15 protein-coding genes are annotated in these 15,567 nt (G+C 56.7%); 4 read left to right on the top strand and 11 right to left on the bottom strand.

Annotated features, from left to right (window positions below; translation table 11 throughout):
* Positions 1–21 precede the first annotated feature (21 nt).
* From cdd to ACL2XN_RS26325, 4 genes are all read left to right on the top strand, one after another.
* A complete protein-coding gene (gene cdd / locus ACL2XN_RS26340; protein ID WP_413729786.1) occupies positions 22–1,053 on the top strand; it encodes a cytidine deaminase in 1,032 nt (343 codons plus the stop codon).
* A 190-nt stretch (positions 1,054–1,243) separates the two neighbouring features.
* On the top strand, positions 1,244–2,941 hold the full coding sequence (locus ACL2XN_RS26335; protein WP_410014332.1) for an NAD-dependent malic enzyme: 1,698 nt from the start codon (positions 1,244–1,246) through the stop codon (positions 2,939–2,941).
* A gap of 118 nt (positions 2,942–3,059) precedes the next feature.
* The gene (gene sanA, locus ACL2XN_RS26330; protein ID WP_410014331.1) at positions 3,060–3,815 is read left to right on the top strand and encodes an outer membrane permeability protein SanA; all 756 of its coding nucleotides are present in this window, start codon (positions 3,060–3,062) and stop codon (positions 3,813–3,815) included.
* A gap of 273 nt (positions 3,816–4,088) precedes the next feature.
* Positions 4,089–4,322, top strand: a complete 234-nt coding sequence (locus ACL2XN_RS26325) for a YgdI/YgdR family lipoprotein (protein ID WP_410014330.1) — start codon at positions 4,089–4,091, stop codon at positions 4,320–4,322.
* Positions 4,323–4,476: 154 nt separating this feature from the next.
* On the opposite strand, the gene ACL2XN_RS26320 is transcribed toward ACL2XN_RS26325, so the two are convergent.
* The 11 genes from ACL2XN_RS26320 to yeiB form a co-directional block, all read right to left on the bottom strand.
* The gene (locus ACL2XN_RS26320) at positions 4,477–4,929 is read right to left on the bottom strand and encodes a type II toxin-antitoxin system HigA family antitoxin (protein WP_410014329.1); all 453 of its coding nucleotides are present in this window, start codon (positions 4,927–4,929) and stop codon (positions 4,477–4,479) included.
* A complete protein-coding gene (locus ACL2XN_RS26315) occupies positions 4,926–5,237 on the bottom strand; it encodes a type II toxin-antitoxin system HigB family toxin (RefSeq protein WP_410014328.1) in 312 nt (103 codons plus the stop codon). The genes ACL2XN_RS26320 and ACL2XN_RS26315 overlap by 4 nt, the downstream gene beginning before the upstream one ends.
* A gap of 124 nt (positions 5,238–5,361) precedes the next feature.
* Positions 5,362–6,372, bottom strand: a complete 1,011-nt coding sequence (gene mglC, locus ACL2XN_RS26310) for a galactose/methyl galactoside ABC transporter permease MglC (protein WP_410014327.1) — start codon at positions 6,370–6,372, stop codon at positions 5,362–5,364.
* Positions 6,373–6,390: 18 nt separating this feature from the next.
* Positions 6,391–7,911: a galactose/methyl galactoside ABC transporter ATP-binding protein MglA gene (mglA, locus tag ACL2XN_RS26305; RefSeq protein WP_413729784.1), complete on the bottom strand. Its 1,521-nt coding sequence runs from the start codon at positions 7,909–7,911 to the stop codon at positions 6,391–6,393.
* Between the two features lie 70 nt (positions 7,912–7,981).
* Positions 7,982–8,983 (bottom strand): galactose/glucose ABC transporter substrate-binding protein MglB, encoded by a 1,002-nt coding sequence (gene mglB, locus ACL2XN_RS26300; protein WP_410014325.1) that lies wholly within the window; start codon positions 8,981–8,983, stop codon positions 7,982–7,984.
* Positions 8,984–9,165: 182 nt separating this feature from the next.
* Positions 9,166–10,206 carry an HTH-type transcriptional regulator GalS gene (galS, locus tag ACL2XN_RS26295; protein ID WP_410014324.1) on the bottom strand — a complete coding sequence of 347 codons (1,041 nt, stop codon included), beginning with the start codon at positions 10,204–10,206 and terminating at the stop codon, positions 9,166–9,168.
* Between the two features lie 320 nt (positions 10,207–10,526).
* On the bottom strand, positions 10,527–10,823 hold the full coding sequence (locus tag ACL2XN_RS26290; RefSeq protein WP_410014323.1) for a hypothetical protein: 297 nt from the start codon (positions 10,821–10,823) through the stop codon (positions 10,527–10,529).
* A gap of 9 nt (positions 10,824–10,832) precedes the next feature.
* Entirely contained in the window at positions 10,833–11,915 is a 1,083-nt protein-coding gene (pmrB, locus tag ACL2XN_RS26285; protein ID WP_410014322.1) for a two-component system sensor histidine kinase PmrB, read from the bottom strand.
* Positions 11,912–12,589: a two-component system response regulator PmrA gene (pmrA, locus tag ACL2XN_RS26280; RefSeq protein WP_410014321.1), complete on the bottom strand. Its 678-nt coding sequence runs from the start codon at positions 12,587–12,589 to the stop codon at positions 11,912–11,914. Before pmrA ends, pmrB begins: the two co-directional genes overlap by 4 nt.
* The gene (gene eptA / locus ACL2XN_RS26275) at positions 12,586–14,238 is read right to left on the bottom strand and encodes a phosphoethanolamine transferase EptA (protein WP_413729783.1); all 1,653 of its coding nucleotides are present in this window, start codon (positions 14,236–14,238) and stop codon (positions 12,586–12,588) included. The genes pmrA and eptA overlap by 4 nt, the downstream gene beginning before the upstream one ends.
* A gap of 168 nt (positions 14,239–14,406) precedes the next feature.
* Positions 14,407–15,567, bottom strand: a complete 1,161-nt coding sequence (gene yeiB / locus ACL2XN_RS26270; RefSeq protein ID WP_413723269.1) for a DUF418 domain-containing protein YeiB — start codon at positions 15,565–15,567, stop codon at positions 14,407–14,409.

Below are 15,567 nucleotides of genomic sequence, written 5' to 3'. Positions count from 1 at the left end.
ATAAATGCTCAGGGAATCATTATGCACGCACGGTTTACCCCCTCACTGGACGCCCTGGCACCGGCCCTGCGGTCCGCGCTGGCGCATGAACTGGACCAGGCCGATTTCAGCGGCTGGCTAAGCGCCGCCCAGGCCGCCAGCCTGATGCGGGCCGGCGGGATGGACGAAGACGCCTTATGCTTCGCGCTGCTGCCCCTGGCCGCCGCCTGCGCCCTGGCGCCGGTCTCGCGGTTTAATGTCGGGGCGGTGGCGCGCGGCGTTAGCGGCAACCTCTATTTCGGCGCCAATATGGAATTTATCGGCGCGCCGCTGCAGCAAACGGTGCATGCCGAGCAAAGCGCCATCAATCATGCCTGGCTGCGCGGTGAAAAACGCCTGCGCGGCATCAGCGTCAACTACACGCCATGCGGCCATTGCCGGCAGTTTATGAACGAGCTGAACAGCGGCACCGACCTGATGATTTACCTGCCCGACCGTTCGCCCGCCACGCTGGGCAATTATCTGCCCGACGCGTTCGGCCCGCGCGATCTGGCCATTCATACCCTGCTGATGGACGGCGTGGATCATCAGTACGGCATGATGGCGCCCAATTGGCGCGGCGCCAGGGCGGTGAAATCGCCAGGGGCGCGCGCGGATAGGCTTTACGCCGCGGCGCAAGGCGCGGACCCGGCCCAGGCGGCGTCCGGACGGCCCGCAGCCGGCAGCCCGGGGAAAGGCGCCGAGAGCGTCAACGATCCCCTGGCGCAGCAGGCGTTGCAGGCCGCAAACCAGAGCCACGCGCCTTATAGTCAGGCGCATAGCGCGGTGGCGCTGCAAACGGCGGATGGGCGCATTTTTGCCGGCCGCTATGCGGAAAACGCAGCGTTTAATCCCAGCCTGCCGCCGCTGCAGTCGGCGCTGATATTACTGAATATGGCCGGCGCCGACTGCGCGACCCTGCAGCGCGCGGTACTGCTGGAACGTGAAGGCGCGCCTTTTTCGCAGTGGGACGCGACGCGATCGACGCTGACGGCGCTGGGCTGCGGCGAGATCTCCAGGTATTGGCTGACATAAGCCCCTTTCCCGCCGATAACGTCTTCGACGGCGGCGCTGCGTTGCCGCCGGGCGGCGCCGATCGGGGCCGGCTGGAGTATCCAATTATTTATAAGTTAATCATTAAATAACAAATTACCAATGAAAACATGCATCCTTCGCCACAATCTTTTATCCTTTTGGAATCTTTTGCGAAGCGATGGGAAAAGTCATGGAATTGGAACACGAAAGCAAGCGTCCCCTCTATATCCCCCATGCGGGTCCGGTACTGCTGGAATTTCCGCTACTGAATAAAGGCAGCGCGTTTACCATTGAGGAGCGCGATAACTTTAACCTGCATGGCCTGCTGCCGGAAGCGGTGGAGAGCATTGAGGAGCAAACCGAACGCGCCTGGCGGCAGTATCAGGACTTTACCAGCGATATCGATAAGCATATCTACCTGCGCAATATTCAGGATACCAATGAAACGCTGTTCTACCGTCTGCTGGACGGTCATCTGAGCGAGATGCTGCCGATTATCTACACGCCGACCGTGGGCGAGGCCTGCGAGCATTTTTCCGATATCTACCGTCGCGCCCGGGGGTTGTTCATCTCCTACGGTAACCGCGACAAAATCGATGATATGCTGCAAAACGCCACCAAACAGAATGTAAAAGTGATTGTGGTCACCGACGGCGAACGCATCCTGGGCCTGGGCGATCAGGGTATCGGCGGCATGGGCATTCCCATCGGCAAGCTGTCGCTGTACACCGCCTGCGGCGGCATCAGCCCGGCCTATACCCTGCCGGTGGTGCTGGATGCCGGCACCAACAATCCCCAGCGTCTTAACGATCCCCTATATATGGGCTGGCGCCATCCGCGCATTACCGGCGAGGAGTATGATCAGTTCGTCGACGCCTTTATCCAGGCGGTGAAGCGCCGCTGGCCCGATGTGCTGTTGCAGTTCGAGGATTTTGCCCAGAAAAACGCCACCCCCCTGCTTAACCGCTATCGCGACGAACTGTGCTGCTTTAACGATGATATCCAGGGCACCGCTGCGGTAACCCTGGGCTGCCTGCTGGCCGCCAGCCACGCCGCCGGCAGCCGTCTGCGCGATCAGACCGTGGTGTTCCTGGGCGCCGGCTCCGCCGGCTGCGGTATCGCCGAACAGATCGTCGCGGAGATGCGCACCGAGGGCCTGAGCGAGGACCAGGCGCGCGCGCGGGTGCTAATGGTCGACCGTTTCGGCTTGTTAACCGATAAGCTGGCCAACCTGCTGGATTTCCAGAGCCGCCTGGTGCAGCACAGCGACCAGATTGCCGATTGGCGACTGGACAGCGACACGATTTCGCTGATGGATGTGGTGCGCAACGCCAGGCCGACGGTGCTGATCGGTGTTTCCGGCCAGCCTGGCCTGTTCAGCGAGGAGATTATCCGCGAGATGCACGCTCACTGCCCGCGTCCCATCGTCATGCCGTTGTCCAATCCCACCTCCCGGGTAGAGGCCACGCCGGAAGACGTGATTCGCTGGACCGACGGCGCGGCGCTGGTGGCCACCGGCAGTCCGTTTGCGCCGGTGCGCTATAAAGACCGGGTTTATCCTATCGCCCAGTGCAACAACGCCTATATTTTTCCGGGCATCGGCCTGGGCGTCCTGGCCTCGGGCGCGACGCGGGTGACGGAAGCCATGCTTATCGCCGCCAGCCGCGCCCTGGCCGACTGTTCGCCGCTGGTTAACGGCGCCGATGGGGCGCTGTTGCCGGATATCAACGATATCCAGGGCGTGTCGAGAGTGATCGCCATGGAAGTCGGCAAGGCGGCGCAGGTGCACGGCGTGGCGATGGTCACGCCGGAGGAGGTGCTGTCCATCGCCATCGAGCACAATTTCTGGCATCCGCAGTATCGCCACTACCGGCGCACGCCGTTCTGACGCGCCTCAACAAATTGTCACATTGGGCGTATTCAGCCGCCACGCTCCTTGCTTCGGCCGGGCAGGTAAAGTAGCCTTGGGCAATGACTTTGCGGCAGGATAGGTTAAGGCTTACGGCATGTGGAAGCGCCTGATATATTCCCTGATTATTATCGCGGGCGTTTTGCTGTTAACGGCATTCGGACTGGATCGCTGGATCAGTTGGAAAACCGCGCCTTATATCTATGAAGATCTGCAACTGCTGCCCCACCGCCAGGTGGGCGTGGTGCTGGGTACCGCCAAATACTACCGCGCCGGCGTCATTAACCAGTATTATCTCTATCGCATCCAGGGCGCGCTTAACGTCTACAATAGCGGCAAGGCCAACTATCTGCTGCTAAGCGGCGACAACGCGCTGCAAAGCTATAACGAGCCGGTCACCATGCGCCGCGACCTGATTGCCCACGGCATGCCCGCCGGCGACATCGTGCTCGACTACGCCGGCTTTCGTACTCTTGATTCGATCATCCGCACGCGCAAGGTCTTCGACACCAACGATTTCACCATTATCACCCAGCGCTTTCATTGCGAAAGGGCGCTGTTTATCGCCATGCGCATGGGTATCCAGGCCCAGTGTTTCGCCGTGCCCTCGCCCAAGAATATGTTCTCGGTCCGGCTGCGGGAAATCGGCGCCCGCCTTGGCGCCCTGTCGGACTTGTACCTTATGAAACGCGAACCCCGCTTCCTGGGGCCGCAAATCCCCATTCCCGCGCCGCACGAAATTCCCGAGGGCACCCAAGGCTACCCGGCGGTATCACCGGAGCAACTGCTTGAAACCCAGCCCAAACCCGAACCGAACAACGATATCAGCGATCGTCTGCCGGATATGCGCTAACCGCACCAGACCCTACCTATTGGTGCGAAACGCACCTGACTGAGGGGTTGCCGCCCCGATAACGACCCGGTCCCTTGTCCTACCGCCGTAGGTTCCCGCCGGTAGGCCGATGGGTGGTTTAGCATTGAAAATGAACAAATAATCGCCAATATTCCTAAAATAAAGACCAATGGCACGGATACCTCATCAACCGGCTCGTAAACAGTCAACTCTCTGCTAGATTTTAAGATGAAAAATTCACAATCTAATTAACGTTCATCAGAGGAGATTATAATGATTAAAAATATAGTGGTTTCAGTGGTTTTCAGCTGCGCTTCGCTGTTTTTACTGACCGCCTGCTCATCCAATCAGGCGATAAAAACCACCGACGGCAGGACCATCGTCACCGATGGTAAACCACAGATTGATGATGATACCGGCCTCGTTTCTTACAAAAACGCCGAGACCGGCAAAACTGAGCAGATTAATCGCGATCAGGTTAAATCCATGGGCGAATTGGATAACTAATAGCGGAGCCGGGGTTTATATCGCCTGGGGAGGGTTTCGCGCTCGCCAGCGAAACTCTCACCGAGGGCCACAACAGCCCTTTTTGACAGCAAGCCCGGGCCGCCTTTGCCTTTTTATCATAAAATTCTGGTATTTCAGAACGACAATTCAACCGCTAAATGAACATTTCGGCAGGAATGTGAAAGCGCTCAGAGAGTGCTTTTATATGATGTACAGTCAATGCACGCCGTCCGTTCAGTATGTTGCTTACGTTGGATTTAGAACCTAATTCACTCTCAAGATCCGCCGCTTTGAGTCCAAGCTGATCCATAATCGTGCGCAAAACTGCAATTCCACCTGGTATCCCGTCAAGCGCTTTGTTTAATTCAGCGAACTCCGGCGCACTGCTCTCATATTCGGCGATTTTTGCCGCTAGCGGTTCAAACAACGGATTATCAAGCTCGTCGTGGTCGATCAGGTACTCAATCAACTCCAGCGCCTGGTGGTATTCCGTTTCACTTTTGTTGCCCGTCATCAGGGGGATAATTTTCACGACGTTCCCAAATGCGGAAATTATGCCTTCGGCACTGGCGGCATTGAGGTGATTTTTACCATAGAGCGTAGTCATTCTTTATGCTCCCGATAATATTTTGTCAATTTGTCATAGTCGGCATGACTGGCGATATGCTTGATGAAAACCTTTTGCAATTGAAAATCGATAAACGCGATGATCCGTAGCGTATTTCCTGATACATCAATCACCCACCACTTCTCCCGATACTTAAAATTGTCTAGAGAAGATATCGCCTTTTTCATCGACTCCGGGCTGCTGAAACTGCCTTTTTCCAATGTCATTAGCAGATCAACAAGTGCAGTAGCGCTATTGGGGAATTCCGCCCGCGCCTCGTTGAACGGCAGCCTGCTGATAACGTGCAATCGTTTTGCCTCCCAGCATGACGTTTTCAACTTGAAAACATTCTAGTCTCTTCTCTGTACGTTTTCAAGATGAAAATACGTAAGCGCGGGGCCATTGACAACCCCGCACCTACGCCTGAGGCTGTTATTTCTTCTTCGCGTATTTCAGTGAATCCAGCGCCACCGCAAAGATAATAATCGCCCCTTTAATAATGTACTGCCAATAAGGATTTACGCCGATATAGGTCAGCCCATAGTTGATAACCGTAAAGATAATTACCCCGGTCACCACCCCCGCCACCGTGCCGACCCCGCCGGCGAACGATACCCCGCCCACCACGCAGGCCGCAATGGCGTCCAGCTCGTACATAAAGCCCAGGTTATTGGTGGCGCTGCCGATACGCCCGGCTTCCAGCATACCGCCGAAGGCATAGAACACCCCGGACAGGGCATAAATCATAATCAGGTTCAGCGGCACGTTGACGCCGGAAACCTTGGCCGCTTCCGGATTGCCGCCGATGGCGAAGATATTTTTACCGAAGCGGGTCTTGGTCCAGATCACCCAGACAAACAGAATGGCAAACACCGCGTAAAACGTAATATAGGAAAGCTTAAAATCGCCGAAGCGCAGGAACCCTTGGGTAAAGGTGGAAAAATGGGAATCAAAGCCGGCGATGGGCGAGGCGCCGACAATATCGTAATACAGCGAGTTGACGCCATACACGATGATCATAGTACCCAGAGTGGTAATAAAAGGCGTCACATTAAGATAAGCAATCACCACGCCGTTAATCAGGCCGATAAAAGCGCCGATCACGCATACCGTCAGGATAACCACCGGGATCGGCAGGGTTTGCATATCCGGAAAGACTTTATTGACGTTTTCCATTGATTGCAGCAGGGTCGCCGAGACCACCGCCGCCAGCCCCACCTGGCGCCCGGCCGACAGGTCGGTGCCCTGGGTAACAATCAACCCCGCCACGCCGAGCGCGATAATAATACGCACCGATGATTGGGTCAGGATATTACTTAAGTTTATCAGGCTTAAAAAAGTCGGATCCTGAAAAATGATAATAGCCAGCAGTACCAATAACACCACATAAATGCCGCCCTCTTTTAAATAAGTGAGCATGCTTTTCTTATTCAACACATTCATAATAAGAACCCTATAAAATTAAAGATGCACGGAAGCAAGACGTAAAATTTCGTTTTGCGAAGTTTGTTTCGTTTCCACAATCCCCGCCATCAGACCGTTACTCATTACCAGTATCCGGTCGGTGATCCCCAGGAGTTCCGGCATCTCGGACGAAATAATAATAATGCCCTTACCGCGTTTCGCCAGCTCGGTAATTAATTGATAAATTTCAAATTTAGCCCCGACATCAATCCCGCGCGTCGGTTCGTCCAGCAGCAGGATTTCCGGTTGGGTCAATAACCAGCGGCCGATAATCACTTTTTGCTGGTTGCCGCCCGACAACGAACCGATATTGGTCTGATGGCCCGGCGTTTTTACCCGCATGGAATCGATAACCCATTGGATATCGCTTTTCATGCGCGAATTATCCAGCAGCCCGATTTTGTTTTTATAATTGCGGATATTGGAAATCAGCGAATTAAAGCCGACATCCAGATAGGCGTAGATACCGGTGGCCCGCCGCTCCTCGGTCACCAGGGCAAAACCGTTGTTGATCGCCTCGTTGGCGCTGTTGTTTTTGATGGCCTTGCCATGCAGGATGATGGTGCCGGTCACTTTTTCGCGAATGCCGAACAGGGTTTCGACAATATCGGTGCGCCGGGCGCCCACCAGGCCCGCGATGCCGAGAATCTCCCCTTTGCGCAAGTCGAAGGAGATATTGCGGATCGACGGCTGGCGCAGCGAGGTCAGGTTTTTCACCTCCAGGATCACCTCGCCCGGTTCGCCTTCGCGCGTGGGGAAGCGCTGGCTGAGCGAACGCCCCACCATCATGGAGATAATCTTGTCCATGGTCAGGCCTTCCACCTGTTGGGTGGCAATCCACTGGCCGTCGCGCAGGATGGTGATTTCATCGCACAGCTGGAAAATTTCCTCCAGCTTATGGGAAATATAAACAATGCCGCACCCGCGCGCCTTGAGCTTGCGGATAATACTGAACAGATGATTGACCTCGCGTTCGGTCAACGACGAGGTCGGTTCATCCATGATGACGATTTTGGCATTATAGGAAAACGCCTTGGCAATCTCGATCATCTGCATTTGCGACACTGACAGGGTGGCCACTTTATCATAGGGATCGATATTAATGTCCAACTCGTCAAATATGGCCTTGGTGTCGGCGTACATCTTTTTGTGATCGACAAACAGGCCTTTGCGCGGATAACGCCCAAGCCACATATTGTCCATGACGGTACGCTGTAATACCAGGTTCAGTTCCTGATGCACCATGGAAACGCCATGTTCCAGCGCCTCTTTGGAACTTTTGAAATCGATTTCCTTTCCCTGGAAAATAATACTACCGGAATCTTTTTTATAAATGCCGAACAGGCACTTCAATAACGTGGATTTACCCGCGCCGTTTTCGCCCATCAAGGCATGGACGGAGTGGGAGTGCACCTTGAGGTTCACATTATCCAATGCTTTGACGCCAGGAAATGATTTACTGATGTTGTTCATTTCCAGCAGCCATTCGCCTGGCTGTTCGGTCGTAATATCGGCCATAGTTATACCCGGCTAGGATAAGACAGAAAAATCCCCCCTCGGGCGTCAGGCCCAATGGGGGGAGTGGGGATTATTTCTTAATAAACTGCGTTAAATTATCTTTATCGACGCCGACATAGGGGATGCGGACGACTTTATTATCCAGTTTCCAGTTGGTGCCTTCCGCCGCCGGTTTGCCGTCGGCCAGGTTTTTCGCCAGGTCGAAGGTGGCCTTGGCCTGGTTGTCGGCATCGTTCAGCACGGTGCCGGCCATAGCGCCGGATTTAACCATCGCCAGCGCTTCAGGCAGGGCATCGACGCCGAATACCGGAATGGCCGATTTATTGTGGGCTTTCAGCGCTTCCACCGCGCCCATGGCCATGGCGTCGTTATTGGCGATCACCACTTCAATCTTGTTGGCGTTCGGACCCGACATCCAGGCATCGGTTTTATCCTTGGCCTGGGCGGTATCCCACATGGCGGTATCCAGCTGCAGCTGCTGTACCTTGATCTTTTCCTGGTCGGTCAGGGTCTTGACCACATAGGCGGTGCGCGCTTCGGCATCGGGATGTCCCGGCTCGCCTTTAAGCAGTACATATTGGATCACGCCGTCTTTATTCAAATCCCATTCCGGATGCGCCTTCCAGTGCTTGGCGATAAGCTCGCCCTGGATAATGCCCGACTGCTTGGATTCGGTACCGACGTAATAGGCCTTGTCATAGCTGTCCAGGTCTTTACGGCTGGGTTCTTTGTTGTAAAACACCACGGGAATATTGGCGCCGCGCGCTTTTTCGATAATCACCGGCGCGGCGGCGGGGTCGACCAGGTTAATCGCCAGGGCCTTGACGCCCTTGGCAATCAATACGTCCACCTGGTCGTTTTGTTTTGACTGGTCATTTTGCGAGTCATTCATCAGCAGTTGCACGCCTTTGGCTTCTTTGGCGTCTTTTTCTATTGCCTTGCGCACCACCGACATGAAGTTATCGTCATATTTATAAATAGTTACCCCAATGCGGGTATCGGCGGCATGAGCGGCGACGGACAGCAACAGGCCGGTTGCCAGAGCGGTAAGGGTTAATGCCTTCTTATTCATTAGTTTCTCCGGAAATAGGTAGGTTTACTCAAAGGCAGACAAATTCCTTCCGTGGTTTTACCGACATCCCTGTACGAAAAGCCCTCGCGATGTTGACCTGATAGCATCGTGAGGGAATAACACCATTAGCATAGAGGGATCAATGTTAAGAAACTGTGAATATTCTCACAGTTTGGAAGCGGTTACATCTCATCTTCTGATGACGACGCGATCGCCGCCACGTTTTTCCAGGGCGCCACGGAATGGCGGCGCACCAGCGTCGGCATAAACAGGTGCGTTTGCTTCTCGTCGATGCGCCCCGCCGTGCCCAGCAGCGCCAGCTCGGTAGCGGCGACCGCCATGGCGAAGATGGGGTAGCGCACCGTGGTAAGATTGGGGCTGGTATAGCGGGAGATGGGAATATCGTCGAACCCCACCACCGAAAATTGCGTCGGCACCGCGATACCGTTTTCTTTCAGCGTCGCCAGGGCCCCCACCGCCATGCCGTCGTTATAGACAAACACCGCCGTCAGCTGCTGGTTGCGCCCCAGCAGCTCCACCATCGCCTCCTCGCCGCCCTGCAGGTCCGGCGAGCTGAACGCCTGCCAGCTTTGCGGCGGCGCGATCCCCTCCTCCGCCATGGCCTGCAGGTAGCCCTGGCGCCGCTGCCGCTCATCCTCGATGGGATGGTTGGAACCGATATAGCCAATCTGCCGGTGCCCCTGCTTGAGCAGGGTACGGGTGGCCATCAGGGCGCCGCTGACGTTGTCCAGCCCCACGCAGCGGTGCTCGAAGCCCGGCAGGATGCGGTTAATCAACACCATGCCCGGCTCGCGCACCATAAAGGGGATCATCTCTTCGTCGGACAGGATCTTGGCGTGGACCACCAGCGCGCTGCAGCGCTGGCGGATCAGCACTTCAATGGCATGGCGCTCTTTATCCGCCTGGTGGTAGCTGTTGTTGATCAGGACGTTTTTTTTATGCCGCTGCGCCACGGTGTCCACCGCTTTCACCAGCGCGCCGAAAAACGGATCGGATACGTCCATAACCACCACGCCGATGGTGTCGCTGATTTGCGTGGCCAGCGCCTGCGCATTGGCGTTAGGCCGGTAACCCAGTTCCTTGACCGCTTTCATCACCTTGTCGCGCGCTTCCTTGCTGGCGATAGCGCTATCGTTTAATACCCGTGACACCGTTGCCACCGATACCCCGGCCAACCGCGCCACATCACGAATAGTGATCATCTCATCCCCTGTTAATGGTGCTTTTCGCCCAGGTATTCTCGACCAAACCGGCGGACATTGATGGTTTATGCCCTCCTGACGCTCCTGATTGTCATAACACTTATGAAACATAAAGCGCTATCCTAACCGGTTTAATCGCAACACAGCGTGAATCAGGTCACAGGACCGGAACCGTTTACATACATTATTGGCATTTTATCTGCCAGGCGCTTTTGCACGCATTTGCCGGAGGGGAAGGATCGGTGGGGGGATACTTGGTGGATGTTGTAACTATTTAGGGGCTTTTTTTTGTTATTTCACCCTATCCTATCACGAAATACTTAATCATCGCGGCGGCGGCGGTGTTTTTTCGCCCGGGAGTAAAATGACAGCGACCAGGCGCTGACCACCGAAACCAGCACAAAGGAGGCATTGATAAGCAGCACTATGTAGCAGGCGGCGGCCGGGCTGGATGCGTCGATACGGCTGAAAACCGTCGCCGCGGCGGCAAGCGTGCCCGCCAGGCTGAGGATGATATACAAAAACGCCTTATTCCACGCCAGGTGCGCGTAACCGCTGGCCAGCAACGCCAGGATAAACAGGTTATACAGCCAGGGGGCGGACGCGTCGGATAGCATGGCGGTCTCCTAGGCCGGTTCGGTTAGGAACAGGCGGGCGATGGTGCCGGAGTGGTCGTCGCGGTTGACCAGCTCGAAGCGGCCGTTGTGCAGCTGCGCAATGCGGGTGACAATACTTAATCCCAGGCCGATGCCGTTATAGCGCTGATCCATGCGCACGAATTCCTTCGTCAGTTCCACCGCTTTCGCCGGGTCGACGCCCGGCCCTTCGTCAATCACCTGAAGCTGGATGCCGTCAGCGCCGTCATGCGTGAGCCGCACGACGATAATACTGTCCGCCGGGCTGTAGCGGTGGGCGTTTTCCACCAGGTTGCGCAGCAGCAGCCGCATCAGGATGGCATTGCCCTGGAAAATGATTTCCGTTTCCGGCAGCAGCCAGCGTATCCGCTGTCCGCGCTGTTCCACCATCTCGTCCAGTTCGCTTTGCTGTGGGATGATAACGTCGTCCCTGAACCTGACCGTTTGGTAATGGCCGGAGGAAAAATCGTGGCGAATGCGCGCCAGCAGCAGCAGCTGTTCCACGGTATAGGACATATTGTCCACCCGCTCGATAAGCGGCTGGCAGTCGATACCGTACTGCTTTTCCTGTACCTCCAGGTGCAGCCGGATGCCGGAAAGCGGCGTGCGTAATTCATGGGCCACGTCGGAGGTAAACTGCCGGTCCTGCTGCAAGGTGGTATTCAGCCGGAACAACAGCTGGTTAAGGCTGCGGGTGACGGCGATCACCTCGCGGATATTGCCGAGCTCCGGCAGCGGCTCAAAGTTTTCCGCGCCGCGCGATCCCAGCGCGTCCTGCAGGCGCGAGAGCGGCTGGGTTATCCAGTTCACCGCCTGGAAGCAGAAGAACAGCGTGAACATAATCATCATCAGCGACGGCACGCTGAGCGCGGCGATGGCCTCGCGTATTTCCTGGTTAACGTGCTCGTTACGCACGCTCTCCGCCAGGGTACGGTTGACCAGCAGGTCGATTTGTTCTTTGCTTTCGTGCCATAACCAGATAACGGTAATCAGCTGGCAACACAGCAGGATAATGCCCAGCACCACGATAAGCCGCCAGCGCATGCTGGTCATCGGACCGTCGGCGGCTTTCATGACGGCTCCCCTGCCGCGGTTTTGGTCAGCAGGTAACCGAATCCGCGCAGGGTGCGGATACGATCCTTGCCGATTTTCGCCCGCAGATTATGAATATGGACCTCGAGCGAGTTGGACGAGGGGTCGTCATCCCAGTTATACAGATCCTGATGGAGGATTTCGCGGTGGATGCGATGCCCCGCCCGCAGCATCAGCCGGGAAAGAATGGCGAATTCCTTCGGCGTCAGTTCGATAATCTTGCCGTCCAGGGTCACTTCGTGGCTGTTCAGGTCGAGTGAAATATTATCCACCCACAGCTGATTGTTACTTTTGCCCTGATGGCGGCGGATAATGGCGCGCACCCGGGCCAGCAGCTCGCTGAGGGCAAAAGGCTTGACCAGGTAATCGTCCGCCCCCAGGTTTAGACCGTGCACCCGTTCATCGATGCCATCGCGCGCGGTCAGGATCAGCACCGGCACGTCGTTTCCCGCCTTGCGCCACAGATTCAGCAGCGACATGCCGTCACCGTCCGGCAGGCCCAGGTCGAGTATTGCCAGGCTGTAGGCGGTGCTGTCCATCAGATGTTCCGCGTCGCGCAGATTACCCGCGCAGTCGCTGGCGTAGCCTTCCTGCTGCAGGGCCATTCGCAGGCCGTCCTGCAATAACTTATCGTCTTCGATGATCAGAATTTTCATTGCTGCGCATCCCGGCAAGGTTGTAAAACATCAAGATCCGGCTGATAGAGTTGCGTTTTGACATCGGTCAGTCCAAGCAACGTAGAGAAGAGATTATCGTGTGAGTAGGCCTGTCGTTTTGCCCGGTCTCGCAGGCAGTCTTCCCGGACGGCATGCGCCTGGACATAGTCGGGCGACAGCCAAATCAGCATCGGGATATGGGTTTGCTGGGCCGGCGCCACGGCGTAGGGCATGCCGTGCAGATAGATACCGTTCTCGCCCAGGGATTCGCCGTGATCTGACAGATAGACCAGGGCGGTATTGAACCTATCGCCATGAGCTTGCAGCAATTTTATGGTCTTATCAAGCATGTCGTCTATATAGACAATAGTATTGTCATAAGTGTTAACCAGCGCCTGGTTCGAACAGGTTTGAATCTCGTTGGTGTCGCAGGTGGGGGCAAAGGCGGCGGCGGTTTTCGGGTAGCGCTGGTAATAAGTCGGGCCGTGGCTGCCCATGGTATGCAGCACGATAACCGTATCCTTGGTGCGCGCGTTGATGTAGCCGTCCAGGTTGCGCAGCAGGGCTTCGTCCAGGCAGACGCCTTCGGCGCAGAGTTCGGGTAGATGCCAGGTGCTGAGCTGTTCGGTGGGCACCCGCAGGCAGACATCCTTGCAGCCGCCGTCGTTTTCCCGCCACAGCACATCCACCTGCGCCCGCTGGATGATATCCAGCGCGTTGCTTTGGCTGTCGGCTTTTTCGCCGTCATACTGCCTGCGCGTCATGCCGGAAAACATGCAGGGTACCGATACCGCCGTGGCGGTGCCGCAGGACGAGGTGTCCGGAAAATAGATGACGTTGTCCGCCGCCAGCTTGGGGTTGGTCAGTTGGCCGTAGCCGCCCAGCGAAAAATCCTGCGCGCGGGAGGTCTCGCCCACCACCACGATGATCAGGTTCTTTTTATGATTGTCATGAATCGCGGGGACAATATGCGCGTCCTGGCCGCGCTCGGTGAAGGGCATTTTCTTGACGTAATCATGCTTGTAATAGGAATAGCCGCCGAGCGCCATATCGCTGGGGACCAGGTTTTTCACCAGCTGCTGGTTATTGCGCATCAGCGAAGCGTAGTCTTTATAAAAGAAAGAGGCCACCAGCGCGATAACACAGAGCGATACCAGGACATTCAGGAAATGCAGACCGATATTCGACCAGGAAAACGCCACCGGCCTGACCTTGATCCACAACACCAGCAGCGAGGGCAAAATACCGAAGACGATAAGATACAGCGCCAGGCGCGGCGTCAGCAGGGCGACGCTTTCCACAAGCGTGGTGTCAAGGGTGTTCTGGACCATGCCCCGGTCGATAATAATGCCGTACGCCTGCATAAAATACTGCGCCAGGGCGTCGCTGAAAAACAATAGGATGACGATGGGCTTGCGGATATAAGGCAGCAGGATCACGCTGAATAATACATTGAGCGCGAACAACAGGGTAACGGGCATGCTGATAAAAAACAGTAAGTTGTAGCCTGCTGATATATCGACGAGCTGCAGGACTTTTCTAAAATAAACGATATTCTGGAAAAAAGTAATTATCAGCGCCACGATAATATTAAAAAACCACGGGCTGACCGTGGGGCGCGGCGCCGCTTTCGCAATATTAAACCACATATTCAGGTTAGCTCAGGGAAATATTAGCGCCAGTTAACCATGAAAAAATTAACCTAACCTTAAGCGGGCACATGCTTTGATGAATGATTAAAGTAATGGCGCACTCTCCCGGCAATCCCGCCTCCGCCAGGGATAATGGATGGCGATGCCCTGCCCCGGGGAAGGACCTTAGTCCGCCGCGCGCGCCGGGGCGCCGGCGGTCAGCCGGGTGAGGCGGCGCCATGCCCATTCCATCGGCCCCTGGGGGAAAAACCGCAGCCACAGGGTGGAAAACAGGATATTGGCCAGCCAGACGGGGGGCACCAGCAGCAGCAGGCCGGTGCGGCCGAGGGACATAAACAGGCCGAACTGGTTAAACACCAGGGTGCACAGCAGTGTTTGCAGCAGGTAGTTGCTCAACGCCATGCGTCCGACGTTACTCACCCAGCGCACGACGCGCAGGCCGCCGATGGCCGGCCAGAAGCCGTAGCACAGCGCCACGTAGCCGAGCGCCTGGAACGGGGCGCCCAGCTCGCGGGGGATTTGCAGCAGGAACGCGCACCAGTGATAAGCCCAGCCCGATTGCCACTGCGCCACCACCGACGGCAGGTTTATCGCCAGCCCCAGGGGAATAAGCCAGGACGCCATGGCGCGGTAGTGGGCGGGACTTCTGTTGCCCGCCAGCCAGCCGCTGCGCATCAGCCCGGCGCCAATCAGCATGGCGCCGGCCAGCAGCCAGCCGTACTGGGCCGCCAGCGACATCAGGCTCGATTGCAATAACGCCAGGCGCACGCTCCAGGCTTCGGGACCGCCGGTGGTTTGCCAGTAGTATTCGTAAATGCGATCGGCCACGCCGGGCAGCCAGAACCGCCCCGGCGCGGCGCCGGCCAGCATCGCCTGCATCAGCACCAGGATGCCGAGGCCGATGGCGTACAGGGCGATGCCGGCGCCGATCAGGCGCCCGGACGATATATCGTGGCGAATGGCGCCCAGGCACAGCAGCCCCACCAGGCCGTAATCCAGCAGGATATCGCCGTCCCAGAAAAAGATGGCGTGGATCAGGCCAAAGGCCATCAGCCAAAACAGCCGCGAGCGTATCCAGCGGCCGCCGCGCGGCAGCAGCATTTGCAGGCCGGCGCCGAACAGCAGGGCGAACAGGGTCAGGAACTTGACCTGCGCCACCATGTCCATCACGGCCCAGGTCCAGGCATCGGCCAGGGAAGGCGCGCCCATAAACGCCGGATTGAGATAGGCCGCCTTCGGCAGGCCGAAGGCGGTAATATTCATCAGCAGGATGCCGAGAATCGCCATCCCCCGCGCGCAGTCCAGCATGGCGATGCGCTCGCGCAT

Source organism: Sodalis sp. RH22 (genome assembly GCF_047324165.1).
Taxonomy (GTDB): domain Bacteria; phylum Pseudomonadota; class Gammaproteobacteria; order Enterobacterales; family Enterobacteriaceae; genus Acerihabitans.
The sequence above is the reverse complement of the archived record's forward strand: the minus strand, read 5'-3'. Positions and strand labels throughout refer to the sequence as shown.

Excerpts from the sequence above, each read along its gene's own strand:
- cdd (WP_413729786.1), top strand. The coding sequence starts at position 22 with ATGCACGCACGGTTTACCCCCTCACTGGACGCCCTGGCACCGGCCCTG.
- ACL2XN_RS26335 (WP_410014332.1), top strand. The coding sequence starts at position 1,244 with ATGGAATTGGAACACGAAAGCAAGCGTCCCCTCTATATCCCCCATGCG.
- sanA (WP_410014331.1), top strand. The coding sequence starts at position 3,060 with ATGTGGAAGCGCCTGATATATTCCCTGATTATTATCGCGGGCGTTTTG.
- ACL2XN_RS26325 (WP_410014330.1), top strand. The coding sequence starts at position 4,089 with ATGATTAAAAATATAGTGGTTTCAGTGGTTTTCAGCTGCGCTTCGCTG.
- ACL2XN_RS26320 (WP_410014329.1), bottom strand. The coding sequence starts at position 4,929 with ATGACTACGCTCTATGGTAAAAATCACCTCAATGCCGCCAGTGCCGAA.
- mglC (WP_410014327.1), bottom strand. The coding sequence starts at position 6,372 with ATGAATGTGTTGAATAAGAAAAGCATGCTCACTTATTTAAAAGAGGGC.
- mglA (WP_413729784.1), bottom strand. The coding sequence starts at position 7,911 with ATGGCCGATATTACGACCGAACAGCCAGGCGAATGGCTGCTGGAAATG.
- mglB (WP_410014325.1), bottom strand. The coding sequence starts at position 8,983 with ATGAATAAGAAGGCATTAACCCTTACCGCTCTGGCAACCGGCCTGTTG.
- galS (WP_410014324.1), bottom strand. The coding sequence starts at position 10,206 with ATGATCACTATTCGTGATGTGGCGCGGTTGGCCGGGGTATCGGTGGCA.
- ACL2XN_RS26290 (WP_410014323.1), bottom strand. The coding sequence starts at position 10,823 with ATGCTATCCGACGCGTCCGCCCCCTGGCTGTATAACCTGTTTATCCTG.
- pmrB (WP_410014322.1), bottom strand. The coding sequence starts at position 11,915 with ATGAAAGCCGCCGACGGTCCGATGACCAGCATGCGCTGGCGGCTTATC.
- pmrA (WP_410014321.1), bottom strand. The coding sequence starts at position 12,589 with ATGAAAATTCTGATCATCGAAGACGATAAGTTATTGCAGGACGGCCTG.
- eptA (WP_413729783.1), bottom strand. The coding sequence starts at position 14,238 with ATGTGGTTTAATATTGCGAAAGCGGCGCCGCGCCCCACGGTCAGCCCG.
- yeiB (WP_413723269.1), bottom strand. The coding sequence starts at position 15,567 with ATGCGCGAGCGCATCGCCATGCTGGACTGCGCGCGGGGGATGGCGATT.